The 20,689-nt window shown below is 55.4% G+C and carries 14 protein-coding genes; 7 read left to right on the top strand and 7 right to left on the bottom strand.

All coding sequences use genetic code 11. The features are described from left to right. The first annotated feature begins 42 nt into the window (after positions 1–42). Positions 43–1,611: a glutamine-hydrolyzing GMP synthase gene (guaA, locus tag PSQ90_RS01310; RefSeq protein ID WP_282211641.1), complete on the top strand. Its 1,569-nt coding sequence runs from the start codon at positions 43–45 to the stop codon at positions 1,609–1,611. A 142-nt stretch (positions 1,612–1,753) separates the two neighbouring features. On the opposite strand, the gene PSQ90_RS01305 is transcribed toward guaA, so the two are convergent. Next, entirely contained in the window at positions 1,754–2,650 is an 897-nt protein-coding gene (locus PSQ90_RS01305) for a sulfotransferase domain-containing protein (protein ID WP_282211640.1), read from the bottom strand. A 123-nt stretch (positions 2,651–2,773) separates the two neighbouring features. Between PSQ90_RS01305 and PSQ90_RS01300 the strand changes: the two genes are divergently transcribed. Then, positions 2,774–3,667, top strand: coding sequence for a LysR family transcriptional regulator (locus PSQ90_RS01300; RefSeq protein WP_282211639.1), 894 nt, complete (start codon positions 2,774–2,776; stop codon positions 3,665–3,667). Positions 3,668–3,735: 68 nt separating this feature from the next. Here PSQ90_RS01300 and PSQ90_RS01295 read toward each other — a convergent pair whose 3' ends face one another. From PSQ90_RS01295 to PSQ90_RS01280, 4 genes are all read right to left on the bottom strand, one after another. Continuing rightward, complete coding sequence (locus PSQ90_RS01295; protein WP_282211638.1) at positions 3,736–5,070, bottom strand: HlyD family type I secretion periplasmic adaptor subunit; 1,335 nt, start codon at positions 5,068–5,070, stop codon at positions 3,736–3,738. Positions 5,071–5,072: 2 nt separating this feature from the next. Continuing rightward, a complete protein-coding gene (locus PSQ90_RS01290; RefSeq protein WP_407648191.1) occupies positions 5,073–7,229 on the bottom strand; it encodes a type I secretion system permease/ATPase in 2,157 nt (718 codons plus the stop codon). A gap of 430 nt (positions 7,230–7,659) precedes the next feature. After that, positions 7,660–9,654 carry a hypothetical protein gene (locus PSQ90_RS01285; RefSeq protein ID WP_282211636.1) on the bottom strand — a complete coding sequence of 665 codons (1,995 nt, stop codon included), beginning with the start codon at positions 9,652–9,654 and terminating at the stop codon, positions 7,660–7,662. A 107-nt stretch (positions 9,655–9,761) separates the two neighbouring features. Beyond that, positions 9,762–11,285 carry a hypothetical protein gene (locus tag PSQ90_RS01280; RefSeq protein WP_282211635.1) on the bottom strand — a complete coding sequence of 508 codons (1,524 nt, stop codon included), beginning with the start codon at positions 11,283–11,285 and terminating at the stop codon, positions 9,762–9,764. Between the two features lie 587 nt (positions 11,286–11,872). On the opposite strand from PSQ90_RS01280, the gene PSQ90_RS01275 reads away from it, so the two are divergent. From PSQ90_RS01275 to PSQ90_RS01265, 3 genes are all read left to right on the top strand, one after another. Then, a complete protein-coding gene (locus tag PSQ90_RS01275) occupies positions 11,873–12,748 on the top strand; it encodes a helix-turn-helix transcriptional regulator (protein WP_282211634.1) in 876 nt (291 codons plus the stop codon). Positions 12,749–12,752: 4 nt separating this feature from the next. Next, positions 12,753–13,235 (top strand): hypothetical protein, encoded by a 483-nt coding sequence (locus tag PSQ90_RS01270; RefSeq protein WP_282211633.1) that lies wholly within the window; start codon positions 12,753–12,755, stop codon positions 13,233–13,235. Between the two features lie 157 nt (positions 13,236–13,392). Continuing rightward, entirely contained in the window at positions 13,393–14,163 is a 771-nt protein-coding gene (locus PSQ90_RS01265) for an AfsR/SARP family transcriptional regulator (protein WP_282211632.1), read from the top strand. 88 nt (positions 14,164–14,251) lie between these two features. On the opposite strand, the gene PSQ90_RS01260 is transcribed toward PSQ90_RS01265, so the two are convergent. Together PSQ90_RS01260 and PSQ90_RS01255 are read right to left on the bottom strand one after the other, a co-directional pair. Then, on the bottom strand, positions 14,252–14,389 hold the full coding sequence (locus PSQ90_RS01260; RefSeq protein WP_282211631.1) for a DUF1127 domain-containing protein: 138 nt from the start codon (positions 14,387–14,389) through the stop codon (positions 14,252–14,254). Between the two features lie 164 nt (positions 14,390–14,553). Further along, complete coding sequence (locus tag PSQ90_RS01255; protein WP_282211630.1) at positions 14,554–15,294, bottom strand: SDR family oxidoreductase; 741 nt, start codon at positions 15,292–15,294, stop codon at positions 14,554–14,556. Positions 15,295–15,718: 424 nt separating this feature from the next. Here PSQ90_RS01255 and PSQ90_RS01250 point away from each other — a divergent pair, with 424 nt between their 5' ends. Together PSQ90_RS01250 and PSQ90_RS01245 are read left to right on the top strand one after the other, a co-directional pair. Continuing rightward, complete coding sequence (locus PSQ90_RS01250; protein WP_282211629.1) at positions 15,719–17,164, top strand: hypothetical protein; 1,446 nt, start codon at positions 15,719–15,721, stop codon at positions 17,162–17,164. Positions 17,165–17,395: 231 nt separating this feature from the next. Further along, positions 17,396–20,626 carry an OmpA family protein gene (locus PSQ90_RS01245; protein WP_282211628.1) on the top strand — a complete coding sequence of 1,077 codons (3,231 nt, stop codon included), beginning with the start codon at positions 17,396–17,398 and terminating at the stop codon, positions 20,624–20,626. The last annotated feature ends 63 nt before the right edge of the window (positions 20,627–20,689 follow it).

Here is a 20,689-nt window from a genome sequence, read left to right as displayed (position 1 = left end):
CTTCATCTTGCCTTAATCTGGCGCGGACGCTAAAGCCTCGCCATGAGTGAGCACGCTGAAACCACCCCACCATCAATCCTGATCGTTGACTTTGGTTCCCAGGTCACCCAATTGATCGCGCGTCGAATTCGCGAGACAGGGGTTTATTGCGAAATCCACCCGTTCAGCACGGCTGGCGACGCGGTTCGCGCCCTGCAGCCAAAGGGCATCGTCCTCTCCGGTGGCCCGGCTTCGACCCTGGATCAAAATGCGCCGGCCATCGATCCGGCGCTGCTCGAAGCCAACGTGCCCATCCTTGGCATCTGCTATGGCCAGCAAGCGCTCTGCGTGGCGCTAGGCGGCAAAGTCGAAGCCGGCCATCACCGTGAATTTGGTCGCGCCGAAGTTACAATCAAAAAGCCAGCATCGCTTTTCGAGGGCGTCTGGGATCTGGGCACCGATCATCAGGTCTGGATGAGCCACGGCGACCGCGTTGTGCAATTGCCTGAGGGCTTTGAAGTTGTCGGCACCTCGACCGGCGCCCCCTTCGCCATGATTGCCAACGAAGAGCGCCGCATCTGGGGCGTCCAGTTCCATCCAGAAGTAGTGCACACCCCCGATGGCGCGCGCCTCTACGCCAATTTCGTCCACAATATCTGCGGCGTTGACGCCTCCTGGACCATGGCCGCCTACCGCAACAAGATGATCGAAAAAATCCGCGATCAGGTTGGCACCGGCAAGGTCATCTGCGGCCTGTCCGGTGGCGTGGACTCCTCGGTCGCCGCCGTCCTCATTCATGAAGCAATTGGCGACCAACTCACCTGCATCTATGTCGACCACGGTCTCATGCGCCTCAATGAGAGCGAGCAGGTCGTCACCATGTTCCGCGACGAATATAACATTCCGCTGGTCCACGTTGACGCGTCCGAAGTGTTCCTGCGCGAGCTTGATGGTCAAAGCGATCCCGAAACCAAGCGCAAGATCATTGGCCGCCTGTTTATCGAAACTTTTGAGGCTGAAGCCAAAAAGCTCGGCGGCGCGCAGTTCCTCGCGCAAGGCACGCTTTATCCCGACGTGATCGAAAGCGTTTCGTTTACCGGTGGCCCCTCTGTCACCATCAAGAGCCACCACAATGTTGGCGGCCTGCCAGAGCGCATGAACATGCAGCTGGTCGAGCCGTTGCGTGAACTGTTCAAGGACGAAGTGCGCGCGCTTGGCCGTGAATTGGGTCTGCCCGACAGCTTTATCGGGCGCCACCCATTCCCCGGTCCGGGTCTGGCCATTCGCTGCCCCGGCGGCATCACGCCCGAAAAGCTCGACATCCTGCGCCAGGCCGATGCCATCTATCTCGATGAAATCCGCAAATCAGGGCAGTACGATATGATATGGCAGGCCTTCGCTGTCCTGCTACCCGTCCAGACTGTTGGCGTCATGGGCGATGGCCGCACCTATGAATTTGTCTGCGCCCTGCGCGCCGTCACCTCGGTCGATGGCATGACCGCGGATTTTTATCAGTTCGACATGAATTTCCTCGGCCGCACCGCCACCCGCATCATCAACGAAGTCCGCGGCATCAATCGCGTCGTCTACGACGTCACCTCAAAACCCCCCGGCACGATCGAGTGGGAATGAACACGTCCTTTGATTGGCCGAGCCAGTCGGAGGGAAATTGGTCCAGTGGACCAATTCAAGCGGGGCGGCGAAACGCCGGAAATCTCGTGGGCAACCAGACACAGGCAGACGGGCCATATTGGCCCGCCTTCCGGAATTTGGCTCAGCCAACTGATCCTTCTGCCAGCCACCGGGCGCAATCGCGTCCCAACTCACGCTCGGCGCGCGCCAGATACCGTTCACTGACATCGGCACCGAGTTGGTCGCGCCAACGGCCGTTTGTTCCCTTGTGAATGAATGTCTTTGCGCCACCGTCCCAGAATGCACCGCCCAGTGGCACCGAGTCGGAGGCATTTTCCTTCATATAGTTGAACGAACAGTGATGCAGGATGCTGTCCATCGTGTCCGGCACCAGCTCGATGTCAAGAAAGGCAGCGATGTCGCGAATTTGGCCGGGTAGATCGCGTTTGAGATCGGCAAAATGGATCAGTTTCACGTTGGCAAGATCGCGCAACGCCCACCAGCTCCGCACATTTTCCCAATAGGGCCAGAACGGCGCGCCGTCATTGTCCAGCCAATGGGTGAAATACTCGACTGTACTTTCAGGGGGTTTGCCGATCTCGGGACCGACGCGCCCCGGCGTGTTGTTCAGCGCGTCATACCATGCCCCGTTCGCGGTCGCGTGGTGGTTGTGTAATGACCACATCACATCGCGTGCATCCCGACCGATATAGAGGTATTTGGCCTTGTCGGAGAACACCAGAGCATCGACCGGCAGATGGGTTTTCAGAAATCGCCTATGCGTTTGTGCTGCAATCACCGGTAGCTTAACTTCTTTGGGCGGCACTCTAAGGTCGACCCAGGGCGACATCTCGGCGACAGGCAATCCTTCCTGACCTTGAAATATCAACTGGCTGACAATCTGCTGCATCCACGATGTGCCAGATTTGGCATACGTCGCAATGACAATGTCATCGTCCCGGAAATCGATATCATTCCAGACGGTGCTGTCGATGTGATGATTGTGCATCTCGCGGGTCTTAACTGGCAAAGCGACCATTTTCTGTCTCCTGAGTTGAATGGGTTGCACCGTCAGCATGATCCCGCCACGGACCGGTCGGTATCTCTGCACTTGCAGAACGGCTAGGCATACGTGCAGAATGCTCTCGGAGGCGCTTGGCTTATGCTTGATTGGAACGACATACGCACATTCCTTTCCGTTGCGCGTGAAGGGTCGACGCTGGCCGCTTCAAGGAAATTGAACATCAACCAGACGACCGTCGGCAGACGGATGCACGCGCTGGAAACTGCTTTGGGCCTGACCTTGTTTGAGCGCGACACGCGGGGGTACGCGTTAACCGCTCACGGGAGTGCATTGTTTGAAGTTGCCGCGGGCATGGAGGGCGCTGCCGATAAAGTCCTTACGCGGGCCGATCATTTGAAGCGTACGTCAGACGGGACAATACGCGTCACCGCTGCCCACTCCAGTATGACCCACTGGGTGCTTCCCTTGATCTCGGAATTTCGAAAACACAATCCGAACACTCATTTTGAAACGAATGCGTCCGAGCAATATGTGTCGTTGGAGAGCGGCGAGGCTGATATAGCAATTCGCGCAAGCGACAAGATCGAGGGCGATACCCTGATCGTTCGAAAGCTGCCGCCTGTCAGATGGGGGCTATATTGCAGCAAAGCCTATCTGGCGGCGAACGGGATGCCGCGTTCAATAGATGAATTAATCCTTCACCCGGTCCTGAGCTACCCTGATGCGATGGTAAATGGGGTGAAGCTCATGAAGTGGCTGGATCAATATGTGGACAGATCAAAGATTGTCAGCACAGTAGATTCCGTCATAACCATGTCGGCCTCCCTTAGGACGGAAGAGGCAATCGGTGTACTTCCCTGCGTTGAAGGCGACCCATTGCCCGATCTTGTCATGTGTTTCACGACTGAGGACCTGACCAGCGGGCTCTGGCTCGTGGCTTCAAAGGAGGCCTACCAGGAACCCAGGGTACGAAAGTTCATGAAATTCCTTGGCGAGCATTTTCCGCGAGATGGGAGGGCTGCAACGTTTTGAATTGGTACCCATTGAAAATTGAGTAGATAAAGATTGCGCCCAAACAGGGCGCAATCGCACCGTCTCGTTCACCGCTCGTGAAATGCGCGGGACATGCTGTCGACGATTGGCTTGGTCAGATACTCAAAAAACGTCCGTTCGCGGGTTTGCACGAACACTTCGGCGGGCATGCCGGGTGTCGGGGTGAAATTTTCAACCCGCTGCAATTGTGATGGATCAATATTGACCCGCGCCACATAGATTTCCTGGGCAGCGCTGCCGGGATCGGCAATCGTATCCGCCGAAACATAAATCACTTCGCCGGTTAAAACCGGGGTCGTGCGCTGGTTCAAGGCCGTCAATCGCACTGTTGCCTGCTGGCCTTTGCGAACCTCGTCAATCTGCAGGCGCGGAATTTTTACCTCCACGATCAGCGGTACATCTGCCGGCAATATTTCCATGATCGGCTTGCCGCTTTCAATGACACCGCCCGTCGTATGGTAAAACATGCGCACAATCGTGCCACTAACCGGCGCTGTAATCGAGGTGCGCTGCAACACATTGTTGGCCTGCAAGATCTGTTCGCGCACCGAGTCCAGTTCAGATTCAACGCCCTGCATCTCATCCAGCGCCGCTTGCTGGGCAGCATCGCGCGCCTGAATGATTTCGCGCTTGTATTTGATCATCTGCGATTGGGCTTCGGATATTTCCGAACGTAGTCTGGCAATGTCGCCTTCACCATCGGCAATCGCCCTCTCGGCGTTGCGCACCGCGGACCGGGTGGTGACACCTTTCTTTTGCAGATCGGTGATCACGTCACGATCTTCCTCGAGCAGCAGCATTTGCCGCTCCATTGATGCAACCTGCTCTTCGCGCCCTGTAATGCGATATTGCAGGGTCACGACATTTTGCTCCATCAACTCGATTTCATTGAGCAACTTGTCCCGCGAGGCTTCAAAATTGTTACGCTGGCTGGCGTTGATTAAAGCGACTTCGGGATCGCTCAACAATTTGAGGACTGCCGGGGGCGGCGAATAGATCAAGTCGCCCTTGGCTTCGCCGTTCAACCGCGCCCAGATGGTTTCGAGTCGCACCATGCGTAGCTGCAATTGCTGGGCGTTGGCCCGCGCCGCTGTTTCATCAAGCAACACCATTTCCTGCCCGACGGTGACCTTGTCTCCCTCGCGCACCAGCATGTCCTTGACGATGCCGCCTTCAAAATGCTGCACGATCTTGTTTTCGCCGGTTGCGACAAAGCTGCCCGGCGCAATGACCGCGGCTGCCAGCGGCGCAAAAGCCGCCCAACTGCCAAATCCACCAAAAGTCAGAATGATCAACCCGATCCCGATGATCGACTGCTTGCGAATGGACCGGGGAACGCCCGAATACCATTCCAGATTCTGGAGTGCTACCTGTCCGGCCATCGCTATGCTCCCCCGGCGTCAGGTATCAGCGCGCCGCTGCCACCGCGTTCAAGCCCCGGCTTTTTGATCGTCAACGCTGCCATCACTTCCGTGCGCGATCCAAACATTGAGACCGAGCCGTTGTTGAGCACCAATATCTTGTCGACGACGTTAAGCAGGGCAGGGCGCTGCGTAATGGTTACGACCGTGATCTTTTGCTTGCGCGCATGCAGTAAAGCCTTGGCCAGAGCATTTTCGCCCAACGAGTCGAGGTTTGAGTTTGGCTCGTCCAGCACCACCAGCTTGGGATCACCGAAAAACGCCCGCGCCAACGCTATGCGTTGCTTTTGCCCACCCGACAGCGGCGAACCGTCGCCCGCCACATAGGTTTCATAGCCTTGCGGAAATGACGCAATCAGCTCGTGAACATCGGCCAGAACTGCCGCATCAAAGATAGCGCGATCACTGACGTCCTCACGCATGCGGGCAATATTGGCCTTGATCGTGCCGGGGAACAATTGAACGTCCTGGGGCAGATAGCCGATGCTTTCGCCAAACTGACGCTGGTCCCAATTGCGCAAATCCATCAGGTCAAGCCGTACGCTGCCCGAGGTCGGCAATACCGATCCAACCAGCATCTTGCCCAACGTCGTCTTGCCAGCGCCTGAATTCCCGATGATCGCCAGCGATTCTCCCGGTTCCAGCGAAAAGCTGATCCCGTTCAGCAGTACCTTCTTATTGGGCGGCGGCACGAACAGGATCCGCTCAACGTCCAGCCGGCCCTTGGGATTGGGTAGCATCAATTTTTCAAAGTTGAACGGCGAGGACTGCAGCAGGTTGCGAATCTTCCCGAACGAGGAGCGAAACTGGGTGAACGAACTCCAACCTTCAATCGCCCCTTCAATCGGTGACAACGCGCGGCTGGCGATGATCGAAGCGGCAATGACCATGCCCCCGGTCATTTCGCCACCAATGGCCAGAAAGGCGCCCCAACCCAGCATTGATACCTGAGTCAAAAGTCGCAAGCCCTTGGAAATGCTGGACATGACGATATTTCGGTCCTGCGCCCGAACCTGAGCCTGCATCGAGGATGCCGAGTCACGGCCCCAGATCTTGACCGCTTCCGGGATCATCGCCAGCGCGTTGATAATCTGCGAATTGCGCGACATTGAATCCAGATGCATCGTCGTCCGGCTCAAATAGCCGTTGGCCTCGGCAAAATGCTTGCCGGTCAAACGCTGGTTGATCAGCGCCACGATCAGCAATCCAAACGCCGCCGCAACCACGATGTAGCCAAGCTCAGGGTGGATCAAAAACACCGCCAGCACGAAGAATGGCGCCATCGGCGCATCAAAAAATGCCAGGAGCGTGCCCGAGGTTATGAAGCCGCGCACCTGTTGCAGGTCGCCCAGCACCTGATAATCGCGGCCATTGCCATTAAGTGACGCCCGCGCCGCCGCACTCAGGATTGGCGCACCCAGCTGGACGGCTACCTCAACCGCCGTCCGCATCAGGATAAACCGGCGCACCGCGTCCAATATCGCCTGCATCACCACGGCACCAACGATCACTGCCGTCAGCATTACCAGTGTGTCCAGCGACCTGCTGGTCAGCACTCGATCCGAAATCTGGAACAGATAGATCGGAATGGCCAAAACCAACACGTTCAGGAAAACCGTAAAGAACATGACGATCAGCAGGTTCGTGCGAACTACATTGATGCCGTTCTGGAAGCTCTGGGCGAAATTGGGCGTTGCGGCGCGCTTATGAAAGCTCTTATTGCCGCCACCACCGCCCGATCCGCCATTGCCGCCGCTTTTGCCACCATTGTCGCTGCCGCCGGTGCTCTCCCGTTCAGGGACCTTGCCGCCTTTTAGCGGCCCCCGGTCAGCATCAATGATCGGCGGAACGCTGGTTTTGTCCCGCGTATCGGGCTCGCGTAGCGTCGTATCCCGCGCTTCGCTGGGGGCAGGAGCCTTGGCAACCATTGGTTGGGGCTTTGGCGCCTCTTCGACCCGCGTATTAGCAACAGTCACCGCTGGTTCCGCCCACACTTGCTTGGGCTGCGGCTCTTTGTGCTGAATTGGGGGGGCGATGGGTTCAACAGTCTTTGTCGCAGGCGTCGCCGCCTTTCGAGCTGCCTCGACAGGACAGGAGGGGCCTGTGGGCGTGCCGTCCATGAGCTTTTGGCCCGCAATCTTTTGCCATTCTTCGTGAACGGTTGCCCGTCCCAACCCCAACTTGACCGGAGCCCTTTTGACGTCGGGCGCGCTTTCGATCCTGGCTTCATTAAAGTCATCAGATTCTACGGTCGAAATCGCTTCATCCATTGTCGCCGTATCGTCGTTCAATGATCTTTCCATGTCCGCGTCGTTACCTTCGTCATCCGCCGTCCGCGACACTTCTGCGCCGCCTTCGGTATTGATTGCTATTTCTTCTGTTTCTTCGGAAGCCAATTCGTCCAGCCGCGCTGCAGCCGAACTGATTTCGAACTGCAAGCGGTCAAGTTGGGCCGTGCGGGCGATTTCATGTCGCGGCAGCCGCCGACGGGCAGGGGATTCATCGTCGGAATTATCGCTGTCATACCGCATCACCGCCCCACATGTTCATCTACGCGAGCATGGTGTGCATGACGTCCAGCGACGGACCGTCAGCCGGAATAGTGCTTGGCGCCAAATCGTCGCCTGTCGAGACAAGCGAATCGGCATCGAAATCGAGAAAGGCAATAACCTCGCTCACCAGAGCATTGGAATCCTCGCCATCCTCGTTGGCCGCCACAATATCGGCCTGGATCAGCACGCTGTCAGAATAGGTCTGCCCGCCGACAAAGGTCGTGCCACCCAAGCTGTCATAATCATAAATCGTCGCAATATTGGCCAACGCGTTGGCGCCCGTGCTTAGGGCATATTCGGGATGCGTTTGAGCGACCTTGGCTTCCTCGATCGCAACATAGTCGGCATCACCCAATACATTGGTTTGCTGGACATAGCGCAGATCATAAATGTCGCCGCTCACATAGAGCGCCCGAAGCATCGGGAAACCCTCGAACATATTGTCAAACCTGAACGCGTCAGGCATCGCTAGATTGCCGGCATCAAGGCTATCCATGGCCTCATGATACTGGCTTGGCATGCCCGACTGGAACTCCGATGGCCCAACATTGACGATATTGGCCTGGTTCCACAAAAGGTTGCCGCTAGTCGCCAGCGAACCGCTGCTACTGCCCTCGCCCCCCAGCATTTCAATCGTGTCATTGTCATACAAAATATTGCTCTGAACGATGACATTGGCGTCGTAGACGCTCCCGCCAACCATCACGAGGTCAAAGTAGATACCAATATTTTGAAAACTCACGCCATTGAGCCCGACATTCTCCCCGGTCGTAACCGTCGTTGTCGAACCGGTTGAGGAGAGAACATGGATGTCCTCGTCATAGGCAAAATGATATTGCGACAGCCATTCGGTGAAAACCAGATCGCCCGCCACCGTCGACACCTGCCAATTGCTTGGCAACACCTCCGGCTTGAGTTCTGCGGCCTGCGCTGCCGTATCGCGTTGCTCGTGATCAAACGTGGCGATGTTGTAGGTGGATGTGGAATTGGCCGCATTCTCTGCGGCACCGGCAACGCCTTGCCCCACATGGTCATGATCAATGTGGGCATTGGTCTGGATTATGGCGTCCAGCTGATGATGGTCTCCCGCCACCGCCATAAAGGTGGGTGTCAGGCTAGCATTCATGATCGCGGCTTCATTGACCAGCAGATTGCCACCGCTATGCAGCGTAATCGTGTCGGATTGCCCTGCGCCTTCTATCGTGATGGCTTCGGAAACTTCCTCGACGTCGGCTTCATCCGATTGGACTTCCTCGCGCAAATGCTCGGGCAGGCTCGCCTCGAGATCCGGCGCGCTGTCGACCTGCTGGCCATTGACATAGGATCCAGAAATCGCGTCGACCTTCAATATAGTCGTGTCTTCATCCGCGCTTACATCATCTCCCATGGCGTGGAAAACCGCAGCGCTGCCCTCAATAAACCGTGGAATGTCCTCGACATTGTGCAGCCCTGAAATGCTGGTGATCGGTCCTGTGATTGCCTCGACCGCCAGCGTCATATGCGCCAGTGCCTCTGGCGCGCCCGACTGAAAACTGATCGGCCCGTCATAGTCCCCCAAAATAACCACGTCATTGTCGATCAGTGTCGTGTGCTGCGCGATGATGGCGAGCACCGAGCCAGGCTCATCGCCTTCCAGCGGGGCAGGTGGACCGGCCGGAGTTTCAAAGATTGGGGGTGATGCGATCGGGGCATTTGGCTGGCCAGGGATATGGGCCATGCTGTGGGCGATGTGCAGGGGAAAGCTCGCGTCGCCGCGACCAACAATTTGCCAGATAGGCGGCGCATAGGCCAGACCGGGAAGAAACGCTTCAAGCTGAAGACTTTGCGCGACGTCCACGGAGATCTGCTGAAGGTCTGACTGTGGGGCGCCTTGGGCGGCGTCCTGCTGATATTCCTCGTAGCCCACCCGGAGCTTCATTTCCTCAAGGCGCATGGCAAAATAGCCGAGGAAATGAGCGACGATTTCGTTGGTACTGTCACTAGGAAAAAACATAGCGGCACCTCCCAAAATCGCGGATTAACCTCCGCTCACTGAGCCGCATTACTCAAAAACTGATGGTCTGCGCGAAAACCGCGCAGACCGAATTTGCAGGATTTGATTTAGACGTCGTCGTGGCTGGCGTCGTTGTTCATTGAGTTGTCGCCCCCGACAACCACTGAATCGACTGCGTTCTGCTGGAGGTTGGCACCAAGCACCAGTTCCATGTTGAACGCGCTGGCCGACATCGAAGCGTGGGAATCAGCCATGTTGCTACCGTCGGCGTTGTTTCCAGCTCCGGAGTCGAAGCTATTGCCGTCGGCCTGTGAGTCTCCACCCCATGCCTTGGCATGGAAGTCGATGTCACTATTGTTGTTCTGCACGTTGCTCAGGGTGTCATTGTCGACAAGATCGGCAACCTGATTGATCGCAAAACCAGCGTCTCCGCCACCACCCGAGAATGCGCCATTGAAGACATTCTCGAAGTTGACATCATCGCCTGGGTTGAAATCGAGCGTGCCGCTGTTGATGAACATGCTGTCCATCGTGGCCGTGCCGATATCAAGGTCAGCAAAGTCGTCATCCGAGTTGAACGAGTCGGTCGCCTGCGAGTTGAACGAATTCGCGATATCGTCGTCAGACGAATTGAACGCATCGGCAATGGCAACATCAAGGTCCAGATCAGCCGTGATCGAATTGTCGTTGTTCGAATCGTGCTGAGAGTTGTTGGAGTTGTCATTGTTGCTGTTGTTGGTCGATTTGTCGTTGGCGACATCCTCGACCTTCAGATCCAGATTGGTGGAGCTGTCGTTCATTGAGTTGTTGATCGACTTGTCGTTGGCGACATCTTCGACGGCAACATCCAGATCGTTGTGCGTGGAGTTGTCGTTGTTGCTGTCATTGGTCGAACTGTCGTTGCCCGAGTCGGTTGCCGAATTATCGAGGGCAAACGTCTGAACATTGTTCGAGTTGGTGTTCGACTTGTCGTTGGCAACGTCATCTACGTCAATATCGAACGCCGACGAATTGTCATTGTTGCTGTCGTTTGTGGACTTGTTGTTGGCAACGTCATCCACGTCGACATCGAGATCCAGATCGTTGTTCGTCGAATTGTCGTTGTTGCTATCGTTGGTCGATTTGTTGTTCGCAACATCGTCAACATCAACGTCCAGATCGTTGTTCGTCGAATTGTCGTTGTTACTATCGTTTGTCGACTTGTTATTAGCAACATCGTCAACGTCGACATCAAGCGAGTTGTCGTTGTTGCTGTCGTTTGTAGACTTGTTGTTGGCTACGTCGTCAACGTCGACATCCAAATCATTACTAGTGGAATTGTCGTTATTGCTGTCGTTGGTAGACTTATTGTTTGCAACGTCGTCAACATCAACGTCCAGGTCGTTGGAGTTGTCATTGTTGCTGTCGTTGGTGGATTTGTTGTTCGCAACGTCATCCACATCGACATCAAGATCGTTGGAATTGTCGTTGTTGCTATCGTTCGTGGACTTGTTGTTCGCAACGTCATCAACTGCAACGTCGAGTGAGTTGTCAGTGTTGGATTTGTCGTTAGCGATATCACTTACATCGACATCCAGATCGTTGGAATTATCGTTAAATGATCGATTGTTGTCATTATAGTCGTCGGCCATAACTGTCTCCTGTTTTAAAAGGAGCGGATTGGCTAAGCCTCCATGCATTTTTAATGAGGCTAAACTAGCTGCACCGCGCTTATTCGCAAGATCACCTCCGGAGATGTCATTTCCGGCAAACTACCTCGATCGGAATACGCGGCATTCGCCAAAGGTCGGATCTTGTAGATGACTGGCAATTGTTTGCTGGTCAGAGGGCGATACTGGTCGCTATGTCCGGCACGGAGATAGACAGCAATTGGATTGGGATCGGATTGCAGTGTTGACTAAACACTTTGATCAATCTGCTTGCTCGTTATCAGAAAATCGGCCGTTTACCCTGTTGATCGATTTGGATCGTGACGCAGCGAGCGGAAGATGAATCTAGAAAAATCCCAGTGTTTGCGGGGGTATCAGGCGTTCATCACGAAATTGGCATCTAGTTCAAAATGAGGCAATTTGTCCAATTGATCTAGTTAAAACGCGTATCGAGTCACGTTCGAGTCACGCTGGCCATGTTAATAAACCGTTAACTAGGTGCGGGAGGTTAGGTTCGACCTCGAGGGGCAAATTGTGAACCAGTAGTTGTGAGTATTGGGGGAATAGAAATGACTGTAGACACTAGGTCCAAGTTGAGCCTGGGAGGTCACCCGAGTGATGAGGTAGTGCACGAATCCGCCGCGCAGATATTTCTGTTGGCGCCGCAGGGGGCTGCATTTCAGGGACTTTACCATGAAGTCCAACGTAACTTCCCTGCTTTTCAGGTTGTCTTGGCTGAACAATGCCCTCGTCACGTCGTAAATGGTGAGTTGGTTCGGCTGGTCTTGATTGATCATAGCCGTGTGCCGGTTGGATTCGATGAATTAAGCGAATGTCGGCGAAGTTTCCCAAACGCGGCCATCGGTTTGATGGTGGAGCCAAACGCCCGATTTGATCCGAATATGGAGCGATTGATAGCAGAGCGGCTCGTAAACGGAATACTGCCCCTGAATTTACCTTTGGATGTGTGGTTGGCGGTTACCTCGCTGTTGCTGTCGGGCGGCGAGTATTTTCCAGCGGACACGGCGCGCGTTGTGACGCCTCGTTTTAGTGTTCATTCGGTATCGAACGAGACGGACGGCTATCTCAGCGGCCAGCCCAATCGAGCATCTGCGCCGCGCACGGTGCTGGATCGTTTGGCTGAGTCATTTCCGGCCAGGGCCGGGCCAACGCCCGACGAGAATGATGAAGGCGATGATGCGCAGCGTTCCGTTGTGGAAACACTGACCACTCGCGAGCGTCAAATTCTCCATCTGGTCTCCGAGGGGTGCCAGAACAAGCTGATCGCTCACCGCATGTCGCTTTCAGAGCACACGGTAAAGGCGCATGTGCACAATCTCATCGCCAAATTGCGGGTAAGCAACAGAACCCAGGCGGCAGCCCTATACCACGGCTCGGCTGACCAGGCGGCTGGCTATGACGCCGTAGCCAAATATAGAGGCTGACGCCATGGCCCGCATTGATGATGTGCTGAAGCTGGTGGGGCAGCTCAACTATGTCTGGACAAATACGGAGAGTCTTTTCATCTATCTCATTGAAATATTGACAAAAACCAACAAAGAGGCGGCAATTGTCATATTCCTGACGTTGAACACAACTAGGTCAAGGATAGATTTGCTTGAACGATTGTCAAAGACCAGCGGAGTGTCGTCCGAAACCCGTTCTGAAATTGCCGCGCTGATGTCGCAGCTCAAGAAGGAAGCGAAGCTGCGCAACAAATACAATCACTGCATCTATTCGTTCGACGCGAGCGGCGAATTTGGAACAACTCAGTTAATGAGAATTGCCGAATTTAATGACAATATGAAATATGGAAAAGTTGAATCGTTGGATGATGATGAAGTCAAACGGATTCAGTCGGCCATTACATCGGTAACTCAAGTGAACAAAGATATTTGGCGCTTTATACACAACAACAATATTGCAGCGTGACAAAATACAGTGAAACCGTCTTCGTGGTAGGACTGCGATTCAAAGTTCCACCACAGATTGTTCTCTGATAGGATTAAGTCACGCAATGAAGTGCTTGGGAATTTTAAATTGATTTGAAAACAGAATGGCCGAAAGATTGGTAGGCGTGGAGTCAGATATGGGGGAGCGTCGATCCAAAATTGTTGAGTTGACCCTGCTGGGAGAATGTTCGCTCGCAGTTGATGGTCGCCCTATTGATAGTGTGCCTGCAAATTTCTTTCGCATTGTCGCCTATCTCATTTTGGCTGGAGGAAAGCACGGTAGTGTCAACAGGCGCCGTATTCACTCGCTGATCTGGGGGGAGCGTGGAGAGGCCAAGGCGGCAGCCAATTTGCGCCAGGCACTCGTCCGGATCCGAAATCTGCAGAATCAGAACGACTTCGAGGTACTCGAGGTTGGTCCGGTATCGCTGCATCTCAAGCGTGACAGCGACCTTCGTTGCGATCTCATGGATTTTCAAAACATTGCCGAGGAACAAAAAGACATAGATCCCGCGTCTCTCTGCGATCTGTATGGTGGCGATCTGCTTGAGGGTATGGAAGTCGCGAGTGAGGAGATGGAGGATTGGGTCGCCGGACACCGTCACTACTTCCACATGGTGTTCAGTGAGTCACTGGCAAAGGTGATCGCCGCCGATAATGTGTCGCGCACAGATCGCAGCAAATGCGCCGCCCGCCTGTTGAGCATCGACCCCTACCATGAAGAGGCCTGCCAGTTTCTGATGCGCGATGCAGCCGAGCAGCACCATCTTGACCGCCTGCACAATCTTTATACAAATCTCAGAAATCTGCTCGCATCCGAGTTGGGCGTGGCGCCCAACGCTGAAACTCAGCTGCTCTATCATCAATTGATGCACCAGAACTTCCGAGCGACTTCGACACGCGGATAATTCTGAGCCCCAGAATCGACAAAGCCGGCACGCAGGGCACCGGCTGTCATCTCGTCTCGATTTATCCCCGCTGGCCGGGGACGTGTTATCAGAAGCCGCGTACTGCCTTGGGAATGTCGGCGCGGGTGATGCCGAGGTCATTCAACTGGTGCTTGTCCATGGCGCTGAGTTCACGGATGGCGCGGCGCTGTGCGACGTAGGAAGCGATTTTCTTTGCAATGGTCATGTCAGATCCCCTTCAGGTGTTGCACACTTTATATGCGTATCGCCCACCAAATGAGCAGAGACATGATTGCAAAAGAGGCATGCGTTTTTTGCTGGGCTGGGGGCGCTCCGACTGGTCGATGCGTGACAAAATGGGAAGCTCAACGCTAACCCGACGTCAACAGATCACCCACGGCCGATGTACGGCATTTTCGTTGCCATAACCGTCATGAATTGCACATTGGCCTCCAGCGGCAGCCCCGCCATATACAGCAGGGCATCTACCACATGGGCCACGCTGAATGTCGGTTCAGGCGCAATGCTGCCGTCAGCCTGCAACACGCCACCACTCATTTCGCCCGTCATTTCCGTAGCGGTATTGCCAATATCAATCTGTCCGCAGGCAATCCCGAACTGCCGTCCATCCAGCGAAATCGAGCGCGTGAGGCCGGAAATAGCGCTCTTGGAGGCGGAGTAGGGCGCCGCACCCGGTCGCGGCATCGTGGCTGATATGGAGCCATTGTTGATGATGCGCCCGCCCTGCGGGCTTTGTGCACGCATCAACCGGAATGCCTCGCGCGCCACGTAAAATGCACCATTAAGGTTGGTGTCGATCATCGAGCGCCACTTGCTAACGTCCTGGTCACCAAAATTCACTGCCGGCGCCGCTTGCCCCGCATTGTTGAACAGCACGTCAATCCGGCCAAACGCACTCTCGACCGATCCCAGCAGTCGCGTCACATCGTCGGGATCAGTAACATCACAGGCAAACGCTTGCGCCCCTGAGGCGCTGCTGACGTCCTGCAGGGCCCCCATCCTGCGCCCGCAGATCGCCACACGGTACCCCGCTTCCGCAAACCCCATGGCCGCCGCCCGCCCGATTCCCGAACTGCCGCCGGTGATCAGGATTACCTTGCTATCTGACATGTTTGCTCTCCCTGCATGCCCCACTAATCGCCCTTGCCTTGCCGCGAGACAAGTCGCGTCAGGCCGAAATCGACCAGATCGCCCGCCTTCCAGAAACCGACAATCAGCACGCCCCTTGTCAAAATGCCCGGAAACCCTGAATTTTTAACGGTTCATTGACGCCGGTTAACAGCACCTTTCCGATTGTGTGTTGAATCTGCAACAACCTATGGGCAACCAACGTGGGTAACCCCCAAAACCACCTTTGCGTGATTGCGTACGCGTCCGGCATGCGTACAGTGGGTCTTGCGAATCCATGCATGGGATCGTTTGTCGGTCGCAGCGCGACGGCAACACACTGCACCACGTTAATATAAGTGTGGTCGCGTTTCGACAAACCACCGGACAACCCGGTATCAAATATGACTGACTTTGGAGGTCAATAATGAAACTCAAGAGCCTTATTCTCGGTTCTGTCGCTGCTGTCGGTCTCTCGACTGCAGGTTATGCTGCCGATTTGGGTGTCCTCACCTCGCTCGACGTCTGTGACGCACTCGGTCTTTCCGGCCTGACGATTTCTTCCGAAACCAACTGCCTGCAGATCTCTGGCGGCGTTTCGTATGAATTCAACTGGGGCGACTACAAGGGCAAGTATGGCGTAACCACCGTTTCCGCCGACGATCCGTTTGCCGGTGGCTCGCTTGAAGGCGCCGACGCTGCCGACGCTGGTACTTATAATGCTGATGGATACAATTATCCCTCTACTGGTGATAACGATTGGGAATCGCAGCTTGAAGCGTGGTTGAAGTTTGTTGGCACTGCTGACAGCGACTTCGGTGCTGCCAAGGCAGTCATCAAGCTCAAGTCCATTACCGAAACCCGCGTTCGCAACGAAGTCGAATTCACTTCCGACGACGACACTGGCTCGGGTGCTGCTGCTGTGAACAAGGGCATTAACACCGACAAGGGCCTTTGGAAAGTCGACGAAGCTTACGTTCAGGTTGGCGACTCGACCGTCATCATGGCTGGTAAAAAATCTTCGATCGCTAACTTCGGCGACGACGAGCCATTCAACTTCCTCGGCCTCTTCAACTCGGAAGAAGCTGACACGGGCGTTATGTTCAAGAAGGACAAGCCTCAGGAAGGCGAGATCTCCATTCAGATCGTTTCCGATGTCGGCAACGGCGTGAAGGTCGGATTGGGTCTTGAAAATCTCGACGACGGTACGATCACGGATGCCGGTACCCTTGTTGGTGTTGTGTCCTATGCTGGCGAAAGCATTTCGGCTCACTTGACCGCGCTCGCCGGTGGCGTGCTTGATGGCAACATCGAAGATTACGCAATGCATGCTGGTTTCACCGGCACGTTCGATGCGTTCAAGCTTCGCGGCGCATTTGCTGCTAGCCACAACAACCCAGCCGACCAGACGTACTGGAACGGTCTGCTGTCCGCTCAGGGCACGTTCGACATGTTCACCATCGCTCTGTCGGGCGAATTCACTGGCGGTTCCGTCGGTGGTGTTGATATCGGCACCGATTACGGCTTCGGTGGTTCGGTTGGCGCAACTGTTACCGACGGCGTCAAGATCAACCTTGGTGGTCGCTACTATAACGACAACATGGGTCCTGACGGTTACCAGATTGCTGCCCAGTTGGTTGCAGCTGTTACGGAAACCATCACGGTTACCGGTGAAGTTGGCGTCTATGGCACCAATGCTGCTCCAGTTCTGCCAGCTCCTACTACGTTGTCCAACACCAGCCAGACCGACTTCTACGGTTCGGCTCAGCTGGCTTGGGCTCCAGGTGGTGGTTTCACTTCGTCCCTCAAGGGCGAAGCGCACCAGAACGGCGCTTACAAGGTTACCTTCAAGGCTGCAAAGTCCTTCGAATAAGCCTAACTCGCTTCGGCGAATTGAAAGGCCCGGCGCAAGCCGGGCCTTTCTTTTTTGTGCGGCCGATTGCCAGAATCATTGATTCTCTTAAAAATTCGACCCTATGCAATTCCGGCGAAAATCCAGCAAATTAATCCATATATATCAATATGTTATGTCTGGAATTTTGATTTAATTTGCCGGTGAAATGCATTAGCCTAGCACCGTTGCGGTTAGCTGTTCGGATTTCAGATGCTCAAGACCTTTGCTCGATGGATCGTCCCAGGTGTGGTGGTGATTCTGGGTGGTACCGCTTTGTCGACGCTCGCGACCGAAGGCAGTGTGGCGACTGATCTGCAAACCCGTGCTACCGCCGACCTTTCTGCCAATGGTTATAATTGGGCAGAGATTGAGGTGAGGGGGCAGGATGCCATTCTGGTCGGCACGACAACCGATGAGTTGAACGCAAATGCAGCCCGGTCGCGTGTCGCCGATCTCTTTGGCATTCGCAGCGTCAGCACCGACATTGCTATAGCCCCGCTCGCAAAACCCTTCACCATTTCTGCCTCACTTGACGCTGGCGCGCTGACGTTGACCGGCGGTGTACCCAACCTCGCTGCCCGAGATGAACTTGTCGCCAGCGCTAATCCATCCAGCAATCTGCTCGCCGTTCGATCCGGCGCGCCCCAACGCGACAAATGGCAGTCAGGCGTCAATTTCGCCCTGCAAAAGCTGAACTATCTCGACGAGGGTAAGGCCGAACTCTCTGATCTGACACTTCGTCTGTCGGGACGCGCCAAATCCGAGCGCGCCTATGGCGAACTTCTCGGTTCGCTCGAACGCGACACCCCGTCGGGCATAGCCTTGGGTGACGTCACCATTGCGCCACCGCTCGCCGCGCCCTACGAATGGTCCGCCAAATTCGACGGTAAGAAAATCGCCATCAGCGGTTACGCGCCCGATGAAGCCTTGGTTGAGCGCTTCCGTACAGCGGATAGTTCGGGTTATCCCGTGGCAACTGGCCTCTCGCTTGCATCAGGTGCACCGGCAGACTTTGACGGTAACACCCGGATTCTATTGAAAAATTTGGTCCGCCTTGATCACGGAACAACCACTATCATAGACGGTCATCGGACGCTGACCGGTGCGCCGCCCGATATAAAAACAGCCGAGATCGTCACCGAAGAGCTCAAGCCCAGCGGGACAATCGTTGTGCTCGAGCCACCCAATGTTACCAACTATCAGCTATCCGCAACCCTTAGCGCCAGCGGGCAAATCCGTTTTGAAGGTTACGCGCCCGACGAGGCGACGCGCGACCGCTTGGCGAAATTGCCAGAGGCCGACGTCAGCCGCGTTTCGCTGGGCCGCAACGCACCACAATATTTCCAGTCAGCCCTCGATTTTGGGATAGCCGCACTTCAGAAAATGTCGACCGGCAGCTTTGAGCTACGTGGCGGCGCTTTAAGCCTGGAGGGAACAACAGATACGTCTGCCAACTACAAGGCATTGTTAAACCTGCAGAAAAATGGCGCACCCCAAGGTTTTGGCTTCGCCAACATCAGTTTTTCCGCCCCAACTGCTGAACCGTTCATTTGGGCCGCAACCAAAATACCCTCGGGAACGATCAATCTATCAGGCTATTCCCCCGACGAAAAATCCCAGTCCCGGATTTTGGCTGCCATGACGGCCAAAGGCACCGACAAGACCGAACTCGCGTCTGGCGCACCGGAAGAATTCGTTTCTTCGGCACTAACTGGGCTCAATCTGCTCAACGAGGTTGGGTCTGGCGCGGTCAGTTTCGATGGCAGCAATTGGACGCTTTCCGGACAGGTTGCCAGCGACGCTGAAAAGGCGACGCTGCAAACAGCTTTTGCCGCACAGGGGTTGGAGAGTAGTGGCTGGTCATTGTCGATATCGGGACCGGAACCGGTTGCAGTTACGCCCTATATCTGGTCCGCGGTCCGTGCCGCCGACGGCTATGTTGCCATTACCGGCAATGTGCCGACCGCAGACCTGAAGCGGAATCTGGATATGAAGTCCGGCGATCAGAGCGTTGATTCTTCATCCATTTCGAAAGGTGCGCCCGACGGTTTTGCATCGAGCGCCGCCGCTGGACTTGATGCATTGATGCAGCTCGAAACTGGTGCGCTGCGGTTCGATGGGGCGCGTTGGACACTGTCCGGCGATGCCAACGCGTCAACAACACCCGACTTGCTCACCGCACTTGCCAATCAGGTCGAAATCGCGGCTTGGACGGTGGACATTCGTGAGCCTGCCGCTCCACCGGCGCCCGCAAAACCTTACGTATGGTCGGTTAGTCGCGACGCTGACGGAACGGTCAAGCTGGCTGGTTCGGTGCCAACTGACAGCCTCAAACGCTTCCTTGCCGTTCGCGCAGGGGACGACGTTCAGAACGAATTGAGCATTGAACCCAATGCGCCCGATCACTTTGGCGACGACACATTGGCCGCTCTTGATGTACTGGGCAATCTGAATAGCGGCATTGTCGCCTACGATGGAAGCGTCTGGTCCATTAGTGGCGAGACAACCGAAACGGGCAGGGAGGGCATCGACACTGACTTGGCAGCTGCTGCTACACCTGCCGCCGAATGGTCCCGCGATAATACAGTAATTCAGGAAGTCGCTCCTCCCGATGAAGCGCCGCCCAAACCAGTCGTTGAGGCAGCTGAACCCGCTGCCCCACAAGCCGCTGAACCTGACGCCGCACCCGAAGTTGCCGCCGAGCCCGAAATCCCTGCGGTTGATCCGACTTATGCTTTTGCTGCCAGTCGCGATGCAGATGGCCAAACCAGCTTGACGGGCAGCGTTCCCACGTCGGCCGCGCGAAGCTATTTCGGTGTCATTTTAGCGGCTTCAACCCAAAATATTGATATTGCCGCCATGGCGCCGGGCACGTTCATCGCTTCTGCCGAAGCGGGCCTGCGCAATTTGATGACGCTGTCTCCGGGCACGTTGGCGTTCAAGGACGGAACCTGGTCGCTTTCAGGAAAGGCCTCGGATCAGGCAAAGGCAGATGGAATAGCCGCAAGTTTGGCGGCGTTGCCAAACGCAGCTGACTGGAGCGTGAACATTTCCGCGCCAACCGCCCTCGACAATTGCCGCGCTACAGTTGCTGATTTTTCCACCAAGGAAACAATCCTGTTCCAATCCGGCGCCGCGCTGATATCGAATAATTCCAAGGCCGCACTCGATATTTTAGCGACCGATTTGGCCATGTGTCCCGATACGATTGTGCAAATTGAAGGTCATACCGACGATGAGGGTGACGCATCGCTCAATCTTGCTCTGTCTGTCGCTCGGGCAGAGGCCGTCGTGAATGCCTTGGTCGAGCGCAATATCCTCGCTGCACGGCTCTATGCTGTCGGATTCGGCGAAAGCCAGCCAATTGCCAGCAATGATACTGCAGCCGGGCGGCGGCAAAATCGACGCATTGGCGTGACAATTCTTGATCAGCACTATTGATCGGGTGATGTGGTGAACTTTAGCGCATTGCTCTATCTGGCCCTGCATCTGTGGCCTTTTCTG

Origin of the sequence: Devosia rhodophyticola (assembly GCF_028816475.1) — a bacterium.
In the GTDB taxonomy this organism is placed as follows: Bacteria; Pseudomonadota; Alphaproteobacteria; order Rhizobiales; family Devosiaceae; genus Devosia; species Devosia rhodophyticola.
The sequence above is the reverse complement of the archived record's forward strand: the minus strand, read 5'-3'. Positions and strand labels throughout refer to the sequence as shown.

What these genes read in the sequence shown, in the direction of transcription:
- guaA (WP_282211641.1), top strand. Translation starts at nt 43, where the DNA reads ATGAGTGAGCACGCTGAAACCACCCCACCATCAATCCTGATCGTTGAC.
- PSQ90_RS01305 (WP_282211640.1), bottom strand. Translation starts at nt 2,650, where the DNA reads ATGGTCGCTTTGCCAGTTAAGACCCGCGAGATGCACAATCATCACATC.
- PSQ90_RS01300 (WP_282211639.1), top strand. Translation starts at nt 2,774, where the DNA reads ATGCTTGATTGGAACGACATACGCACATTCCTTTCCGTTGCGCGTGAA.
- PSQ90_RS01295 (WP_282211638.1), bottom strand. Translation starts at nt 5,070, where the DNA reads ATGGCCGGACAGGTAGCACTCCAGAATCTGGAATGGTATTCGGGCGTT.
- PSQ90_RS01290 (WP_407648191.1), bottom strand. Translation starts at nt 7,229, where the DNA reads ATGGACGGCACGCCCACAGGCCCCTCCTGTCCTGTCGAGGCAGCTCGA.
- PSQ90_RS01285 (WP_282211636.1), bottom strand. Translation starts at nt 9,654, where the DNA reads ATGTTTTTTCCTAGTGACAGTACCAACGAAATCGTCGCTCATTTCCTC.
- PSQ90_RS01280 (WP_282211635.1), bottom strand. Translation starts at nt 11,285, where the DNA reads ATGGCCGACGACTATAATGACAACAATCGATCATTTAACGATAATTCC.
- PSQ90_RS01275 (WP_282211634.1), top strand. Translation starts at nt 11,873, where the DNA reads ATGACTGTAGACACTAGGTCCAAGTTGAGCCTGGGAGGTCACCCGAGT.
- PSQ90_RS01270 (WP_282211633.1), top strand. Translation starts at nt 12,753, where the DNA reads ATGGCCCGCATTGATGATGTGCTGAAGCTGGTGGGGCAGCTCAACTAT.
- PSQ90_RS01265 (WP_282211632.1), top strand. Translation starts at nt 13,393, where the DNA reads ATGGGGGAGCGTCGATCCAAAATTGTTGAGTTGACCCTGCTGGGAGAA.
- PSQ90_RS01260 (WP_282211631.1), bottom strand. Translation starts at nt 14,389, where the DNA reads ATGACCATTGCAAAGAAAATCGCTTCCTACGTCGCACAGCGCCGCGCC.
- PSQ90_RS01255 (WP_282211630.1), bottom strand. Translation starts at nt 15,294, where the DNA reads ATGTCAGATAGCAAGGTAATCCTGATCACCGGCGGCAGTTCGGGAATC.
- PSQ90_RS01250 (WP_282211629.1), top strand. Translation starts at nt 15,719, where the DNA reads ATGAAACTCAAGAGCCTTATTCTCGGTTCTGTCGCTGCTGTCGGTCTC.
- PSQ90_RS01245 (WP_282211628.1), top strand. Translation starts at nt 17,396, where the DNA reads ATGCTCAAGACCTTTGCTCGATGGATCGTCCCAGGTGTGGTGGTGATT.